Below are 16,222 nucleotides of genomic sequence, written 5' to 3'. Positions count from 1 at the left end.
CTATTTTTCCTCAACTTTAATTCTGAACGCACAGCACCAGTTATTCAGTGGATAGGGTTTATCAACCAATGCAGCAATATTTGCCGATGGATACTGACCACTACCTGCGCGATATTCATAGTTATATGGCGAAACAGTTGTATCACTGTCACACAGGTTTCCGTTCCCGCGATAAGTTGTCCCTGGCGCATACCAGATATACACATCGCCAGAAGTCTGTCGGCTAAGTTTTATGGACAGGCAGCACTGGCCTACTATTACTACGGATAAGAGGTCCACAACTCCAATATCATCTTTCGCAAGAAAACCTTTATTTGGGTACATTGTGGCCGTATTGACCACGTAGGTTTCTTTAAACTGAGCGGGTGGAGACGGAGTTAAAAAACTGAGAAGAACCTCATCGTCTGAATAACGAACGGCTTTGATAGGCTTCATCGGTTTCCAGTCTATACCTCGGTCGAGAATACGGTGCAGCACTTTTCCAAACTGCATACCGGCCCATCGATAACCATTCGGGTCAAGATGACCGTTTTTATCAGTAAGCTGATAAACTGGTGTAGCCATGAAGCAACCAGGGACCGTATCTATCATATCAATTTGAGCCATCCCAATGGCTAAATCTTGCGTGTCTACGGTATACCCGGCCCCGGTCTGATAAGTCACCCAGGCGGGCGGTAGGGTTTGCCCACATATACCATAGGTGCAATCAGTAATCAGATCGGTGCGAAGTTGTTTTGTCAGTTCGAGGAAAGTCGCTCGATCATGCGTCCCTGAACTGGCTGCCCAGTAATTCCATTCCCCTTGAGCGTAAAGAAACGCGGTAATGCCAACACTTGCAGTCGGATACTGACTTGCGATATAGGCTTTTACCTTTGTTACGGCTTGAATAACACGGTTGTAATGATTTAATGGATTCCCTTTCGATAATTGCTCAACAGTCCGCCCCTGAACACCACAGTTAAGGACAATGATTTTCCGTTCAGGGTTAACGCTTAACCCACGAAAATCGTTCTGTAATCTGCGCCAGAAATTCACAGCCCCCACGTCAAATGTTTCGCCTTCGTTTGTGGCGCCGGGAGTGAGTACTGCTTCTTCTGCAGCAGTCAGAATACTGCCGCCGCCAATCGCCTGTGTAACAGCCCGGAGGGGTTTAAGTGCTGCACCACCTACGGGACTCCAAACACTCCCGCCTGTGTCCCGGTCTGTTGTGGGGCGAACGGCGTCACCAAACATCAGAACGTTTTCAGCCTCAAATGCTTCATTTGACAGCGCCGCCCATCCTTCCGTCCCGGTCGATAACGACTGTCCGTATGTAATAACCAGGTTGAAATCAAATACAGGCCTCTGAATGCCGGTAACCAGCGTGTTGTTCACCGCAGAACTGACCGCAAGCGCCAGATTATCCATTTTTGCAATATATGCATCACGCGCGGCAGTCTTGTCTTCCGTAGAGGTCGGAGAGCCAGATTGCATTGCTGAAAAAATATGGAATCCATGCTCATCTTCAATAACGTAATCGTTATTATCTGCCGGGATGAATTTACCCGCGCTATTTTCCAGATACTCGGATGTTTGTCGTTGAATAACAAACCCATGCTGATCCTGTAAAACCAATTCAGGCTCATCTATGGCAAGCGTTTCCATGCTATCCATTGAAAGACGTTTGGCACCGACTTCGAAACCTGCAGTTTTCAGCGAATCTTTTGAGAGTTGCCCCAGAATAAACCCGCCAACGGCCTCCCACTGAACGAATGCGCTGATGGACGGATCATTGCTGATTAATTCAGAAACGTATTTTTGTAGTTCGTTTATTGCCTCCTGTGAAGGCATTTTTCGCCCGGTTGGCTCCAGCGTTCCGGCGTTATTTATGACCTCGATAGCGAGAGCGCTATCGTCCGGGCTGCGGTAATACGTGGTCGAGCCCACCGGAATATTCGCGATATCCGCCTGGGCTGCTGCCAGGGTCATGTACTGCCGGCTGAGAGGGATCAGATTTTGCCGGATATCATCCAGTGTATTCGAAACCCGCAACATGATACCTCGCCAGGTATCCAGATCAGCCCCTTCGCGGTCAGGGTAGACCAGCGCCAGGCTATTCAGCAAATTATCCAGGCGAGTGGCGTTATCGAGCAGCACCGCGGGCGACGTGCTCCCAAGAGGCGGATCAAAGGCCATGTTTTTTGCTCCAAAAAGAGGCTTCGCCCAAACGAGGGTTTGAGCGAAAAGAGTTAATTAGGGGTTGTTATGGGGTATTACGCGACGTCGCCGGGGTATGTGGCGTCGTCGTACTGGTAGAACGATTCGAGGTATTCTTTAGCGGTGACCTGACAGGTGCCGTCTGACTGCGGGGCGATATCTTCTACAATGGCGTCGTAGACGTGGCGCGTTGAGCCGCAGAACACCAGGCGGATCGGCTCGATGGTTGCCGATGACAGGTCAACCTTCATCGGGTCATCAAACTCGCTCAGGTGCGGGACTGACAGCTGAAAATCGCCCACCCTGCTCGCCACCATCAGCCCGGATGCAGAGCCATCCTGATAGCGGATCAGCGCGCGGGGGTTTTCGAAAGACCAGTCCAGCGGCTCCGTAACGGTGAACGTTGTCACGCCACCAGCTGTTGTCATCGCCTCCACCAGACAGGAAATCGTGTTGTTACCCGGAATATCATCCGTGAGCACGATGCGATCGCCCGTGTTGTAGCACAGCGCGTCCAGCTCGGTAGTGGTCTGGAACGTCACCCGCTGCTGCAGGTATTTCATCAGGCGACGCATGCCGATCTGGTAGGCGTGATCCCGACTCAGTACCCCATCGAGTTTGTAGTTCTCGATTTTCACTGGCGTCGGATTGTCAGGCGTCCGGCATTTAACGGTCTCCTCTGCCCAGGTAATCCCGTTGATGTACGTCACGTCGACGCCATCAAAATCATCGTCGGACGATACGGTAAATCCGCTCTGCAGCTCCTCCACCATCTCATGCGGAGTGATCACGCCAGTCCAGGGCTTAATCCCCTCACGGTTGACCGTCGCCAGGCCATCGCTTAACAGGAAGCGGGACTTGCCAGCATTGGCTATCTTCTGCAGCATTTCCAGCGCTGAGATACTGTCGCCCGTGGCGAAATCGAAATACTCGCCCCGTGGCGTCCAGTACGTGTACTCCAGCGCGTTGATGGTGTCGACATCCATCGCCAGCCCCAGTGAGTTCCCTATATGCAGCAGCGCTCCCGAAATGGTTCTGGCCGTTCCTGAGTCGTAGGCCCGCGTGGTCACAACGTTTACGCGGCGGTCCGACTGCGCCGCCAGCTTCCCGCCCGTCTCAACGGTCACCGCCATCAGCGACACGCCGGGATAGGATGAAGGGCGCGTCAGCAGTCGCCCGCGCAGTGCCTGCCAGTACATCGAATCCCTGGCGTTGTTTGAGCCCTGCTCATTGCGCCGGCGACAGCGAACTTCCACCAGTCCCGGAGAGCTGAGGGTGATCCGCTCAGTGAATCCCAGCCCGTTGACGTTTTTCAGAGCATACTCGCCCTGGTGACTCACCCACCCCGATCCGGAACCGTAGACGCGATACTGAATCTCCCACTCCACGTGGCGGATCCGTTTTTTGCCCTTACTGTCAAAGCCACAGATGCCGTTCGGAAAGGAGAAATTCACCTCGAATGCATCGACCACTTCATTCTCAGGGCAAACCAGGAACGGCCCCAGCCAGCTCAGCATGTCGTTAAGACCAGTGGCCTCATAGTCGATCATCGTCCGGGCGGAGAATCCCGGCCATGACTCATCAACGGCACCGGAAACCAGGCGCGCCACCGTCGCCGTCGTACCGTCGGCAGAGACAATGCGGTACTCATTCCCGCGGTGAGCAAGTGAAAGCCGTTGCACCCCCTCCGGCATGCCGGAAAAGGCCGTTCCCGTGGCAGAGTTATAGGCGAGTGTCACATTCGCCGTTACCGCCGGGCTGCCGCCGGTTGATGCCGTGCCGGAGGTGTAAACCGGGGCATCACCGAAAACAGCTGCAGGCAGTGAAGAGGACGTGATCGCCCCACCCGCGAACGGACTGGCCGCCTCGGTTATCAGTACGGTGCCGCCGTTGTCCTGCGCAACCAGGCCGGAGCCGGTGAGTCCCTCGGTGATGGCCGCCAGCAGTCCCGACATCGAGACGTAGTTAGCCACCAGCGACACCGGGTAGGTAACCCCCTGCCAGGTGATCGTGAACGTGCTGGAGCTGGTCGAAAAATCGTAGGTGGTCAGGGCCGCACTGGCCTGGACTTTTGCCGCACTCCCCCCGGTGCCGGGCACTGCAGCCTGACCGGGGGTATATGACGCGATAAACAGATCGTAATCGACAGAGTTAAACCCCAGCGTCACCGGCATCCCAACCACCGGAGCGATCTCCGTCAGCAGCGGGCTTGCGATTACGCTGTATCCGGCTGCCGTGGTGATCTGGTAGTTCGCCGGGGCTTTCAGTTCGACCACGGCGCCAGCGACCCAACTGGGCGGCAGTGCGTTATCGTTCTCGTCATTATCATCATCATCATCCGTATCCAGCCCCGTAAACGTTACGCTCGAACCGGATACGGTCATGCTGTCTGCGATAATGTCGTCTGCGTCCGGCGACGTCTGGGCCATGTCCAGCCCGGTGCCGGATGACGTCCCGCCCACTTCGGTGGAGTTGACCCAGTTTTCGCTGCGCTCATCGCCGGAAACGTCCGCGCCTGGCGGAAAATAGGTGATGTTGAAACCCGGCAGCGTTGAAGCTGGCGTACTGCCAACCCGGATATCGCCATTGGTATAAATCAGTTCACCGACTCCGAGGCATAGCAGCATCTGGACGCGCATTTTCGTAGGATCGGCGGCATCGAACCGGGTAACCGGCTGCACCACATAATCTGGGTAGATACGCACCCGGCCAAACACCTCACGAATGGCATCACCGAGTTTTGCGGTGTTGGCCCGCGCCGGGTTCAGGTCGAGACTGCGCCCTGTGGATGAGGTATAGCCGCCCGTATCAATGGTGCTCATCAAAACAAGCGAATAGGCTGCAGCGGCAACGGAGATACCGATACCGATCCACGCGATTGTGGCGGCCTCCAGCCCGAATGGAACCGGATAAAGCCTGACATCACTATCAGGGCGAATCACGCAGGTGGCCCACTCACCTGGAGGAATTAACAGCCCCTCAACCTCAACGGTAAGCGGTGGGACATCCCGATCCTCGTAGCCTTCAACATTTGCCACCAGCCAGGTGCGAATACTGGTTACACCATGCTCATGCGTTTCAAGTGGTTCTCCGGGAAGCCGGGAAGGATAAAAACGAATGGTCATTGCCAGAACTCCACGCGAACAAAGCGCCGCTTAAAACGCGGCAACGGCAGAAAAGTTACGTTCGTGCCTGGGTTGCATTCCGCCACATGCAACAGACCATCGATACTGACCACGATCCCTACATGGGTGACAGTCGACCCGGAATAACAGGCCACCCCGGCACCTTCGCAGGGTTCGCAGCGCTCAAGGGTAAGCATCATCCGGCGCGCTTCCCGGTCGAGGCCGCCGTCGTCTTTCGTGACCCCGGCAAAATCGGGCCAGAGAGGTAAGCCCAAATCGCGGCGTATCTCGTTCACAATGCCAAAACAGTCGAGTTTGGGAAAAAAGCGACCGCCCTTCAGCCAGGTGACCGAAAGGTATTTATTAGGTTCAAACATGGGACAACCTCAACTCATGTATCGCAGTCCGGGGAATACAGGTAGCGTGTAGCGGAAACGCGGCCAGGCCATATCGAGGACATTCATATAGCCCGCGGTGATCTGCACCTCTGTCGCTGTCCAGGATCCCGACTTGATTTTCAGCGTATACGGCACTCCCGCAGGCGCTGCTAAATCAGTGGAGATATAACTCCGGTACGTTAGCGATGCCGAAAGGCGGTTCACCAGCGCATTGCGGATTGCCGTGGACACAATGCCGTCGATATTGCACAGGGCAAATTTGAGGTCCTGCGTGCCGTCCGCATTGCGCGCCGGCAGCGCAATGTCTATCGCACAGGCTGAAAACGTTACGGTATCGCCGTTCTCCGTCGTCGCCGTAATATCCTCGTAGCCCTGACACAGGTAGTGAATATCTGAGCCAACGGTGATCTGCAGCGTTTCAATGATCACCTCCGGGCCGCTGCTGGCGTAGAGGCGTTTAATCTGCGTCATGCTTCGGCCACTCCTTATTCAGCGCAATATCCAGCAGTGAGCTGCCGACGATCCATTCCGGGTAATTACCCCATGGGGCAGGAGCAAGGGGGCGTTCCCATAATTCAAGCGTCGCCGTGTACTTCCAGTAAATCGGGGCCACCAGCACCGGTCCCTGATAAATATCTGTGAAGCGGCATTTGTAAAACTTAATGCCTGCCGGTGTCTGCAGCTTCGTCATGAACCATGCAGCCCCGTCAGATAACGCATCACGGAACCAGGACTCAAACGCCAGCCCCTGCGCATCGGTTTCCATAAACCAGGTGATGCTGGCCTGCGTAGGCGTGGACGTATAAGCTCGCCTTTGCCGCGCGCGGCCGGTGGTTAACTGGGTTCGTTTTAACGGGCTTACAGGCTGGAATCCGTATCCTTCCTGTAATGGCATCGGAAGACTTTCATGCGGGTAGTAGATATCAGTCATCACTCTAACCCTCTGCCTGGATATTTACTCCGCATTGCCTTACCAACTTTCCCGTCCCCTCTCAACAATTGCGCAGCAACCTGATCCAGGGCTTCCGTTGTCGCTCGCTTCTGTGTTTGCGCCATAGAGAGAGCCATCTGATCAGGTGTAACACCTGGCGGCGTATGGAAATGCTGCTCAATGGGAGCATGGATGGTGGTCTTGCTGCTGTTGTCGCTGTTAACGTTCTGAACACCAGTACCAAAACCTGTGCGCCCCAGAGTTGCATCAAGCGGTTGGCCATTTCGAAGTGCCTCAAGCTGAGACACGCCGATCCGATTCGTTGACGCCTGGTCGAAGACGTACTCACCTTTGTGAACAATACCTGCGGGCTGATACTTACCACCGGGGCCGGTGTAACCGCCGGAGGCGAAGCCAACTCCTGAAACAGCCTGGATATTTGAGACGATACTGGCAGTCTGCGCAGCGATTGAGGCCATAGCGATGATGTTGGCCGGATAAGGTGCGCTTACTGCACCACTTGCTATAGCCTGCTGGATTTTCACCATAGAGTCAGCGATAGCGAATGCCTTGCTCGCAGCAAAAGCAACCTTGTAGATTGCCGATTGCTCACCAAACCCCGTTCGCATGATTTCAGCGGTACTATCAAACAAGGACTGCGTGGCTGCAGATATGATGGTGTTTTTCTGTGCCTCTATGACCTGATTTGCATCCGCCGCACGCTGACGAATAGAGGTCATTCTGGCCTCACCCTCGGCAGTTATTTCACCGGCCTTCGCATAAGCTTCCTCCTGCGATGCCAGCCAGCGCTGGAGCTCTTGCTGAGCCTGGTCATATTCGTTGATTTGCCCCTGCATCCCCTCAAAAGTTCCAGAGAGTCGCCCTCCTGTGGGTGTCTGGTTTCCTACAACATTACGAACCGTCGAGGGCAGTTGCATATCGGTGTTTTGATAAATATCTGCCCTCGTTTTTTCATATTCACCGGGTTTAAGGTGCCCGGTTGCTTTGGCCTTCTCCAGCAGTTCAAGACGGGTTTTAAGCAGATCGTTGGTCCGCTCATCCTTCGTCTTTACCTGTTCCTGCATCTTCCGATAATCGTCCAGGGTTTTTACGGAATTTTGCAGTGCCTCCTGCTGCTTATATGCCTGGAGGATTTCATCTGAACGGGAAAGGATCGACTTCTGGTCAGCTGTAAGCTGCGTTTTAGACTTGAGGTCAGCAATTTGCTGTTCGAACTTAACCCGCGCCTGTGTCGCGCTGTTAAGCTTGTCACTGGCATCCAACTGGGACTGCATGGCTGCAGTCTGCTGGTTTATCTGATCAAGCAGCCGGCTTGCTGCGTCCTCTGTATAGGCTTTTTCTTTGTGGGTCTTAGGCTGCCCAGCTTTTTTGGCCTGCTCAAGTTCCTTTTCTCTTACAGCAATTAGCGCATTGGCCTGATCGATTGCTTCTTTATTTCCTGAGAAAGCTATTTTTCTGGACTGTGCTCTTGCCTCCTTTAACCGAGCTTCTGCACCGGCAACCCTGTCTGCCGCCAGATACTCCTTATTAATCCAGTCTACGGAATTTTTTACCGCCTTATTACCTTCAATGGTAAGTGTGTTCATCGTGGTTTGCAGATCTAATGCCTGGCCGATAAACCGCATCGTAGGGTCAATTGCACCACCAAGCGCTACGTTTTGCCTACCCTTATCCGCAGCTGTGTAATAATTTTTGACCTCAATTGCTGCAGCTGTCCACGAATCACCTATTTTCAGGATCTCCCGTCGATGCTGATCAATATCAGCATTCAAAGCGGTGAAATTAGCAGAGTCCTTGTATTGGGCTACCTTCGTCCTTGCCTCGTCATAACTAAAACCAACGTCGATTAGCTTATTTATTGCTTCGCTCGCACCGTCATTAGTCGTTATAAACATACTACCGACTTCATCGATCGTCTGACCCGTCTTATCAGATATAGCAACCATATTGAGTGCAAGTCGCTCAGCAGCATCTCCATTAGCGCCAAGGGACGTTGTGGCTATTTTTGTCGCAGCATCAATTTCCTGTCGGTTCTGATAGACGGCATAAGTTAGCAACCCAACTGAAGCAGCTGCTACGCTATAGGGATTAACCAGACCCATGACATATGTGCCAACGCCCTTAATCGCTGGCCCAATGCCGCCAAACATATCTTTGAGCTGACCGCCCTGCTGCATAAGAACCATAAACGGTGACTGCCCTGTAGAAAGACCGACAACAATATCTGTCATCTGAGCAGGGATCATGCGCATAGCGTTGGCAGTCTGAGCTGCAGATTGGCTTGTTTTACCCAATTGCGCCTGGGTTTTTTCCAGGGCATCGCGGGATTCTGCAAGTTTGCTGTTGAGGCGATCGTAAGCCAGGGGCGACAGCATCCCGGATGTTTTAGCTGTATCCAGCTGGCGCTGCTGTTCGTTCAGGCGGCGGAATGCTTCACCTACGGGATCTATTTGGGCTTCAAGACGACGCAGCGCAGTTACCTGCTCATCATGTGCTTTTACAGCCTCGCGCTCGGCTTGTGCTTCGCCAGTTACTTCCCGACGAGTCTCCTGCAGTTTTTTGCTGTATGCATCATATTGGGAAGTATTAATTGCACCCGATTTAAAGGCAGTATTCAGTTCACTTTGTTGTTGCTCGAGATTACGAAGCGCAGCTGCCAGAGGATCGATTTTATCGAGCATTCTCTGGAATGCATCAGCCTGCGCTTCCTGCTGCACAGCAGCCAGTTTGCTGGCCTTCTCTGCTTCTCGTTGAGCTTGTGCAACACCACTTAGTTCCTCAGTGGTGTCATTCAGCATCTTAGACAGCGAACGAAACTCTTCCTCGTCAATTAGACCCTTATCGAAGTATTTTTTTAGCTCACTATAGCGGCGACCGACTGTATCAATTGCAGCACCAACCGGATCAATGGCTGCTCGTAATTTATTGAGAGCATCTTTTTCTTCGTCAGTCGCTTTTGTCACTTTGAATATGCTGGTTACAGCCTTATCACCAGACTGAGTCATCTTATCAAGCGCAACAGTAAGGCTGTCAGCCTGCTTCTCTGCCCCGGAGCTGTCCAGGCGTATCGCTAGCCGTGATTCTTGTTCTGCCATTTACCTTATCTCCGGGCAATAAAAAACCCGCCGATAAAGCGGGTTAGGAAATACTTAAAAAATGATAATCAGTGAAGGCTATCTTCATCCCTAGATTGAGTTACTGCAGTTTAACGCCTCCCATAACAAACCGTTTGTCATCTTTGTTATAGGCTTCAAAATTTAAGGATTTCCCTTCATTGGATCTAACGATATTTACTTCACCATTATCGCCACCAACGCCTTTCATTGTGAAGGTAGTTGTCTCCTGACCAGCAAAGGTGTTACTGCTGATATCGCTTTGATAGTAAGCCTTGCCGTCAATAATCATATCTACCATCCCGCTGTTATGCAGGTACAGCTTGGTATGATGCCACTTTCCCGTCCCGGTTAAATCGCCAGTGAGGAGTTCACAGTTAAAGGAAACATCGCCGTTTTTACATTCCGACGTTATTTCCTCTTTCCCCGTAGCTATCATCTCAGCAATAGAAGGTGGGTCTTTAGGGGGGAGTAGTTTTGATATTTGAAACTTGTCATCACAGCCCAACAATGCCATTAAACCAAGCCCGACCACCAAAGCCCTTTTCACATCCCTATCCTCATCATTAACATTTGCTCACAGATTAGCACAGGAAAAGATGGGGACAATGATATGACTACTTCACTTTTGCCTGTCTTTTCTGCTCTTCAGCCCACTCAGCTCTCCAGGCATCATCGAGGGCCAGTATTGCTGCGTCAAACTCAATGCGGTCGATCAGGATGGTGCGCGATGCCAGGTAAAGCTCAATATCGTTCAGGGATAAAGGGAGCGGCACTCCGGCCATGCCGGCATACTTCCTGCCGCGCGATATCATGGCGTAAGCGTTGAGGATCTCCCCAGTGACCGTATCGATTTCAGGCTCTGGAATGGGTGGGAGATTTAGCTTCTCCCTGCGCCACTTTGCTTTCTCGCCCTGCTCGCCAGAGAAATCCTTTAGCCACTTTTGGGCCTCTATGGCTTTTTTACGGTTTCCTGAGTCTGCTGCTCCTTACCCTGAGCAATGTTTGCCGCCTCAGCCAGTATCAGCCAGTATAGCGCCGGGTGCTGTTTCAGCATGGCGGCCCCAAGTTCTGGGGTGTAGTCGAGAGCAACCTCTATGCCGTCGACTAACTGACCTACTCCCTCCCAGCCTTTCAGCAGGAACCGAGCGGCGTTATCGATCAGCAGGTCATCAACAGAGTCGATATCGTCCACGCTGGCGAGATTAAAATCCGTTGTCCCCACCTTATAACCTGCGTCCATCTTATCGATGTGGCGGCGCACCAGCGCGTTACGGGAGCGATATTGTGGATTCTCGCTGCTGGCCACCAGCAGGCGAAGTTTGAAAAGCGATTCTTCTTCCGGCGAGAATTCCTTTTTGCTGCCTTCTGGCTTTTTGTAGGGATAAAACCAGCGCTCGCCATTTAAATCAATTTTCGGGGTAACAATCAGCATAAAAAACTCCATAAAAAAACCCTCCAAAGAGGGCCAATGTTAATCATCACCGCCAGTAGTGGCAGGAACGCGGGTAATAGTTGGCGGAGTATTGGCCGCGGTGATATCCAGCTGAACCTGAACAATGTCAGTGCTCCCCGCATCCGGCCAGTCGCCGGAGATCTGCACTTCCGGGAAATCGAAGGTATAGGCGCCTTCAGCATTCTCCAGCGTGAAGCTAAACGGCACCGTTTCGCCGGTGAACGTTTTTTTGTAAACCTCCCAGGCAGCCTTTGACCATGACAGCGTGATTTGACCTGACGGGGTAAAGGTTGTCGGAATGTTTGCGCCGGCGAATGCCGAACCGGTACCGATGCAGCGCTGAGTCTGCATATTGTTGTTGAACTGGATGTTGAAGGTGTCGACGCAGAAACCTGTCCCGCCATCAACACCATTTAGCCGGATGTTCGTGACCTCTTTGAAGGAGTAACGCAGCGCCCCCGCTAAATCCACCGGCGCGGTGAAATAGCTGGTATCGTCCCCTTTCGTCTCCCAGTCCAGCCCTGCAAACGTAATGGTTGCAGTGATATCACCATCGGCCGGGATTTCCATCTGGAAGGTGCCAACCTGGCAACCGCGGGCAATCTGGGCGATCCCCACATCACTGGCAAAAGTCGCCACGGAGAACGTAATGCGACCGTTACCCATCGTCAGCACGTTATTTACCCATTCGGAACCGAAGCAGCTGGCAAGAAAATCGTCATGCTGATTCCAGCGAAACCGTGTACCGACATCGCCGCCGACATCCACTGTGCCGCGTGAAACACCCTGCGCCATACGGTCACCAGCGATTTCGTCATTGTCGTTGGTGTTCTGCGTTGGTTTCAGACCAAATGAAGAACGGCGCAGCAGGTTCCACGCCCCTGCTGTTGGCGTGATTCCTGGCGTTGTCTCGCGAATAAACGCGGCTACTACTTTTGCACCTGAGCTCACAGGAGCCTCCTGTTTTTTGTGCGCTACAGAGCGCGATAAGGAATTTGAAGATTGAGCTGTAACCAGCCATCGGTCTCACCCGCCGGCACAGCAGAAACAGCGAAATAACTCAGTTTTCCGTCGTCCTTGAACTCAAATAGCTCCGTTAGCTGATCGGCCGTCCGGGAGATAAGCAACGTCCCGGAGCCAACCGGAACAAACAGCTGAATGATGAGTAAGCCCGTCCTGTGGACGACTGGCCCATCCCCGATCTCGGTTGTGCCTGCCTGCCCTGCAATGTTGGTGAGACGGGCCCAGATATCGCGGTTACTGGGGTCAAATACCGGACCATTGGGATAATCCACCGCATCAGAGGCAATAGCGGTCTGTGCCGCCATTCGGAAAATGACAGCGTTTCTGATTTCTGTGAGGGTCATTTGTAGGCCTGAATCACACCATTAAACGAGACGGCATAGACGCCTGTCGGCGCTTGCGTTGAGTGGCCATTCTCCAGAGACACGGAGTAAGGCAGGTTCGACTGGATGTAAATCACCGAGTAGGCTGGCGCCTGGTCAATGATATTTTTGCCATTAAGAAACGTCATTGTCCCACGCGGATCCGGTTCGGTCGGGACGGAGTGATCGGGTTCGCCGATGCTGACAAAATGCGATGCCCTGAAGGTTCCTGCGCGATACTCAGCCGGCCGCCTGATATCCATGCTGTCATTAACACGGACTTTCTTCCTGAGCCTTCCGGTTTTGGTCAGGTTAGCAGGAACGGCATAAAGAGATTCGTTCCATTCCCCAACAGCTTTGTTGTATTGAACCGCGGTCGCGTTGATGGCCCACAACTCCGGGTTTCCTACCGGCGACCTTTGAACAATTTCATTCAGCAGTTGAATGGCGATTGTCCGCTGGCGTAGTTTGACATCTTCGGCCACCAGCCCGGCGAATGCCGCCGGGTCAATGTTCCAGCCCTTAGCCATATCACGCCCTCCGAAGTTGAATGGAGTACGCAGCGCCAGCAGAGTCGGCAGAAGCGGTTATGATGTCGTAACGCTGAAGCTCACCCGTAATCGGATCCGGTGCGGTGATGATATGCCCAACGGCCGGCTTATCAGTCACCTCGTTAACCAGGGCGCTTAGCTTCAAATCACCATGCAGAATGTTAACGCCATCGATGCGGCGCAGTTTATAGCGCGCCAGCACTCCACGCCCCGAGTAAGTCACCTGGGTTTCAGTGCCGGTCTCCGTCACCGGATCCCAGGCGCCTCGAACGGTGTAGCTTCCGGCGAATTCGTTAACCGCATCCTGCAGATCGGTATCGAATGCTGCGGCAACTTCAGTTTGTAACTCGTCACGAATACCCATATCACCCCCTCACCAGCCGCACCTGGGACTGACTAGCGCCATAGGGCTTAAGCATGGCCAGCGCCAGCTGCAGGTCCGAATCAAGCAATGCCGAACTGTTGGTACCGAGTTCTGCGAAGGTCTTTGAAACAGAAACGTCGTCAGCGTCAACCGTCTTACTCAGCAATACCCCCGAATCAGTTTTCTGCTGATACAGCCCGCCATTTGCCGCCGACAGCGCCGCATAGGTGCCAGCTTGTTTCACATCGTCAGGAATAATGGTTTCGTGAGTTGCCTTATTGCACGGCAGTTTCAGGTTAAGTCCATTCATCCAGGTATTGGCCATCACCACAGATTTGGCTTTTTTGCTTTCATCTGTCCAGGTGGCACCGAGAATCGAATTGACATCTTCAACGGTGATGAAAGTGATCATGCATCACTCCATTTCTTTCCAGCCGTGCGCCTTCCAGTTCTCCACTTCATCAGGGTGAACGTTGGCGGTATTGGGCGCACCCGGGAATGCCGGGAAATCGGTAACCATCGCCACCAGCTGCGATGTGGTCGATACGGGTACGTTGTTATCCGCCTGCGTAGAAGCAGTTTGCTCAGCAGCTCGTTGGGCGCGCTGCTCTTTTGTTAATCCGGCCATCAGCCCTCCATTTAAAAAAGGGGCCGAAGCCCCTGTTTATCAGCCCAGCAACAGCGCTGAGTGCGCCGACTTAACTGCCGCAACGCCCCAGGACAAACCGACTTCGTAACGCACCTGGCGATACTGGCGGTACAGTGCTACCTGGTAAGTGATGCCAGATACGGGGTCAGTAACGTTCATTACATCATCCGCCGTATCGCCGCCCTGCGGCATTGCCGGGGTTCGGGATGCAAGCAGGAATGCATTGCGATCAAACGCCATGTTTGCGGTGTAGGCGCCACCAGCGGTAATAGCGGTGTTGTCGGCCAGTGACTGACGTAAGCCAGGAGCAGCCAGGGTGATTGCTGTGGCCGTCGCAGCAGCAACAAGGTATTTATTACTGTCCCCGTCAAACGTCACGATGTCACCTGCTGCAAAAGCACCTGTGCCGGTATCAATGGCAATCAGAATATCGCCTTCAGCTTTTGCTCCATTCACCAGGTATCCGGCAGCCGGAGATGCAGCGTGTTTCTTAACATGCGCGGATTCGTGGATGTTGAATCCTTCCAGTCGCCCCACGATACCTTCGCGCAGAAGCGCATCAGTACCGGATTCGTTTACTTTGAACAGAACTGACTGTTTACCGCGGAGGTTTGCGATAGCCGAAGAACCGAGAACCATCTGCAGATCGGTTGTCGGCGAACCGTTGTCAGAGAGAACCTGGCGCGCATTTGCCGCATCCGACAAATCACCTGCAATACCGAAAGGAGCGGTGCCGGCCGTACCAACAGCACGAGAGGATGCGAAATACAGAGCCGCGAGATCTGCATCCATCTCATTAGCCAGCGCGCGAAAAGCCTGCTTAAACTGATCAGCAAGGATGGTGTTGTATGTCCCTGCGGGCCCCAGTGCCAGTTGTTCCTCACCGTTCCATTTGACCGGGGCCATTTTGGATTTGGTGATTTTGACATCAACGGTGCCGATCGTCTGGTCGCCGTCATTTGGCGCAGTAGCCCCCGGGGTAATATCAACAGTGGTTGCGGGTGGCGCAACCGGCGCAGTAACAGTCTGGTCCTTCGCCGCCGCATCAGCTTTCGCATTACGCGATACAGCCGGGATAAAACCGACCTGTTCGCGAGATACGGTATCCAGAGCCGTGAAGATAGTCGGGATCAACCCGGTAAGCGTATTAGCCATGTGTATGGATTCCTTGGAGATTAAAATATAGGGTTGGTTGAGCTATCCAGCTCCGGCACCAGCAGCCATCCGGCGGCTGGCAAAGAATTAATCGACGATGGTGATACCGTCTTTGAGAGTTGATTGCTGATCTGTCGGGCTCAAACTGGTAAACGCATCGCGTTTCATCGTTTTCTGCCCGAGTGAATGCTGAGACTGCCGTGAGCCGCCTCCCTGGTTGCCGCTGGCCTTCAGAATGTGGTCTTTCTGTGGGTACTGCTCCACCAGGAACTCCAGCGCCTCATCAAAGGCCGCCAGTTCGCCCGGCTTCGAGCGGGAATAAATTTTGTTGCCAGAGCCATCATAGGCAACGACTTTGCCGTCCTCGACTTTGAAGGACTGACCGAACCGCGCCTGAAGCATATCTGCCGGAATTGCTACTTTATCTGCGATGAATTTCGAGCCAGAGAACCGGCCGCCGATCATTTCCTGGTAAAGCTGGCCTTCAAGGGTCGTCGCACGCTGAGTAGCTTCATCAAGCTGCGCCTGGAAGGATTTGGTGATATCCGCTTTAACCTGATCAACAGCGCCTGCGTCGATCAGTTTTTTCTGGTCGATTTTAGTCATCATCTCCAGCGCTTCGAGTGCCTTCGCCGGATCACCGATTTTGGCAAACTTAGCCAGACTGGCTTCAGCTGCTTCTTTGGCTTCACGATGAGATTTCGCCTCGCCATTCAGAGAGGAGATTTTCCCAACGGCCTGCACAGCATCAAAACCAACTTCCTGGCCGTCATCGTGGACGTAGACGGGTAAACCGCTGGAATCGACTTCTGCATAGCTTTTGCCGTTAACTTCGACTGTTTTCAGTTTCATGTGGTTACCTTTTCGGTGGTCATCCG

General features: G+C 53.3%; 17 protein-coding genes. All 17 read right to left on the bottom strand.

Annotated features, from left to right (window positions below; all coding sequences use genetic code 11):
* On the bottom strand, positions 1-2,175 hold the full coding sequence (locus ABLV64_RS08755; RefSeq protein WP_348851552.1) for a hypothetical protein: 2,175 nt from the start codon (positions 2,173-2,175) through the stop codon (positions 1-3).
* A gap of 77 nt (positions 2,176-2,252) precedes the next feature.
* On the bottom strand, positions 2,253-5,321 hold the full coding sequence (locus ABLV64_RS08750; protein WP_348843050.1) for a host specificity factor TipJ family phage tail protein: 3,069 nt from the start codon (positions 5,319-5,321) through the stop codon (positions 2,253-2,255).
* Positions 5,318-5,698 carry a nitrite transporter gene (locus ABLV64_RS08745; RefSeq protein WP_072123190.1) on the bottom strand — a complete coding sequence of 127 codons (381 nt, stop codon included), beginning with the start codon at positions 5,696-5,698 and terminating at the stop codon, positions 5,318-5,320. Before ABLV64_RS08745 ends, ABLV64_RS08750 begins: the two co-directional genes overlap by 4 nt.
* 9 nt (positions 5,699-5,707) lie before the next feature.
* Positions 5,708-6,190, bottom strand: coding sequence for a DUF1833 family protein (locus ABLV64_RS08740; RefSeq protein WP_129765947.1), 483 nt, complete (start codon positions 6,188-6,190; stop codon positions 5,708-5,710).
* Entirely contained in the window at positions 6,177-6,650 is a 474-nt protein-coding gene (locus ABLV64_RS08735) for a hypothetical protein (protein ID WP_348843051.1), read from the bottom strand. Before ABLV64_RS08735 ends, ABLV64_RS08740 begins: the two co-directional genes overlap by 14 nt.
* On the bottom strand, positions 6,650-9,766 hold the full coding sequence (locus tag ABLV64_RS08730) for a phage tail length tape measure family protein (protein ID WP_348843052.1): 3,117 nt from the start codon (positions 9,764-9,766) through the stop codon (positions 6,650-6,652). The genes ABLV64_RS08735 and ABLV64_RS08730 overlap by 1 nt, the downstream gene beginning before the upstream one ends.
* A 100-nt stretch (positions 9,767-9,866) precedes the next feature.
* Positions 9,867-10,334: a hypothetical protein gene (locus ABLV64_RS08725; protein ID WP_348843053.1), complete on the bottom strand. Its 468-nt coding sequence runs from the start codon at positions 10,332-10,334 to the stop codon at positions 9,867-9,869.
* 67 nt (positions 10,335-10,401) lie between these two features.
* On the bottom strand, positions 10,402-10,569 hold the full coding sequence (locus tag ABLV64_RS08720; protein ID WP_023282514.1) for a hypothetical protein: 168 nt from the start codon (positions 10,567-10,569) through the stop codon (positions 10,402-10,404).
* 167 nt (positions 10,570-10,736) lie between these two features.
* On the bottom strand, positions 10,737-11,219 hold the full coding sequence (locus ABLV64_RS08715; RefSeq protein ID WP_023159435.1) for a hypothetical protein: 483 nt from the start codon (positions 11,217-11,219) through the stop codon (positions 10,737-10,739).
* A gap of 39 nt (positions 11,220-11,258) precedes the next feature.
* Complete coding sequence (locus ABLV64_RS08710) at positions 11,259-12,191, bottom strand: phage tail tube protein (RefSeq protein WP_108433251.1); 933 nt, start codon at positions 12,189-12,191, stop codon at positions 11,259-11,261.
* Positions 12,192-12,214: 23 nt separating this feature from the next.
* Positions 12,215-12,607, bottom strand: a complete 393-nt coding sequence (locus ABLV64_RS08705) for a phage tail terminator-like protein (RefSeq protein WP_108433252.1) — start codon at positions 12,605-12,607, stop codon at positions 12,215-12,217.
* The gene (locus ABLV64_RS08700) at positions 12,604-13,155 is read right to left on the bottom strand and encodes a hypothetical protein (RefSeq protein WP_108433253.1); all 552 of its coding nucleotides are present in this window, start codon (positions 13,153-13,155) and stop codon (positions 12,604-12,606) included. The genes ABLV64_RS08705 and ABLV64_RS08700 overlap by 4 nt, the downstream gene beginning before the upstream one ends.
* A gap of 1 nt (position 13,156) precedes the next feature.
* On the bottom strand, positions 13,157-13,540 hold the full coding sequence (locus tag ABLV64_RS08695) for a glutamate 5-kinase (protein WP_108433254.1): 384 nt from the start codon (positions 13,538-13,540) through the stop codon (positions 13,157-13,159).
* Position 13,541: 1 nt separating this feature from the next.
* Positions 13,542-13,952, bottom strand: a complete 411-nt coding sequence (locus ABLV64_RS08690) for a protein singed (protein ID WP_108433255.1) — start codon at positions 13,950-13,952, stop codon at positions 13,542-13,544.
* 3 nt (positions 13,953-13,955) lie between these two features.
* The gene (locus ABLV64_RS08685) at positions 13,956-14,168 is read right to left on the bottom strand and encodes a hypothetical protein (protein ID WP_087825859.1); all 213 of its coding nucleotides are present in this window, start codon (positions 14,166-14,168) and stop codon (positions 13,956-13,958) included.
* A gap of 39 nt (positions 14,169-14,207) precedes the next feature.
* Positions 14,208-15,344 carry a P22 phage major capsid protein family protein gene (locus ABLV64_RS08680; protein WP_117130956.1) on the bottom strand — a complete coding sequence of 379 codons (1,137 nt, stop codon included), beginning with the start codon at positions 15,342-15,344 and terminating at the stop codon, positions 14,208-14,210.
* A gap of 87 nt (positions 15,345-15,431) precedes the next feature.
* Positions 15,432-16,196, bottom strand: a complete 765-nt coding sequence (locus ABLV64_RS08675; RefSeq protein WP_012967904.1) for a DUF6651 domain-containing protein — start codon at positions 16,194-16,196, stop codon at positions 15,432-15,434.
* Positions 16,197-16,222 lie beyond the last annotated feature (26 nt).

The organism is Klebsiella sp. JB_Kp031, from assembly GCF_040064295.1.
Classification (GTDB): domain Bacteria; phylum Pseudomonadota; class Gammaproteobacteria; order Enterobacterales; family Enterobacteriaceae; genus Klebsiella; species Klebsiella quasipneumoniae.
Note: the sequence above shows the minus strand (reverse complement) of the source record. Positions and strands in the feature narration are given on the sequence as shown.

What these genes read in the sequence shown, in the direction of transcription:
- ABLV64_RS08695 (WP_108433254.1), bottom strand. Translation starts at nt 13,540, where the DNA reads ATGGGTATTCGTGACGAGTTACAAACTGAAGTTGCCGCAGCATTCGAT.
- ABLV64_RS08740 (WP_129765947.1), bottom strand. Translation starts at nt 6,190, where the DNA reads ATGACGCAGATTAAACGCCTCTACGCCAGCAGCGGCCCGGAGGTGATC.
- ABLV64_RS08705 (WP_108433252.1), bottom strand. Translation starts at nt 12,607, where the DNA reads ATGACCCTCACAGAAATCAGAAACGCTGTCATTTTCCGAATGGCGGCA.
- ABLV64_RS08745 (WP_072123190.1), bottom strand. Translation starts at nt 5,698, where the DNA reads ATGTTTGAACCTAATAAATACCTTTCGGTCACCTGGCTGAAGGGCGGT.
- ABLV64_RS08685 (WP_087825859.1), bottom strand. Translation starts at nt 14,168, where the DNA reads ATGGCCGGATTAACAAAAGAGCAGCGCGCCCAACGAGCTGCTGAGCAA.
- ABLV64_RS08715 (WP_023159435.1), bottom strand. Translation starts at nt 11,219, where the DNA reads ATGCTGATTGTTACCCCGAAAATTGATTTAAATGGCGAGCGCTGGTTT.
- ABLV64_RS08730 (WP_348843052.1), bottom strand. Translation starts at nt 9,766, where the DNA reads ATGGCAGAACAAGAATCACGGCTAGCGATACGCCTGGACAGCTCCGGG.
- ABLV64_RS08675 (WP_012967904.1), bottom strand. Translation starts at nt 16,196, where the DNA reads ATGAAACTGAAAACAGTCGAAGTTAACGGCAAAAGCTATGCAGAAGTC.
- ABLV64_RS08735 (WP_348843051.1), bottom strand. Translation starts at nt 6,650, where the DNA reads ATGACTGATATCTACTACCCGCATGAAAGTCTTCCGATGCCATTACAG.
- ABLV64_RS08720 (WP_023282514.1), bottom strand. Translation starts at nt 10,569, where the DNA reads ATGGCCGGAGTGCCGCTCCCTTTATCCCTGAACGATATTGAGCTTTAC.
- ABLV64_RS08700 (WP_108433253.1), bottom strand. Translation starts at nt 13,155, where the DNA reads ATGGCTAAGGGCTGGAACATTGACCCGGCGGCATTCGCCGGGCTGGTG.
- ABLV64_RS08750 (WP_348843050.1), bottom strand. Translation starts at nt 5,321, where the DNA reads ATGACCATTCGTTTTTATCCTTCCCGGCTTCCCGGAGAACCACTTGAA.
- ABLV64_RS08755 (WP_348851552.1), bottom strand. Translation starts at nt 2,175, where the DNA reads ATGGCCTTTGATCCGCCTCTTGGGAGCACGTCGCCCGCGGTGCTGCTC.
- ABLV64_RS08690 (WP_108433255.1), bottom strand. Translation starts at nt 13,952, where the DNA reads ATGATCACTTTCATCACCGTTGAAGATGTCAATTCGATTCTCGGTGCC.
- ABLV64_RS08680 (WP_117130956.1), bottom strand. Translation starts at nt 15,344, where the DNA reads ATGGCTAATACGCTTACCGGGTTGATCCCGACTATCTTCACGGCTCTG.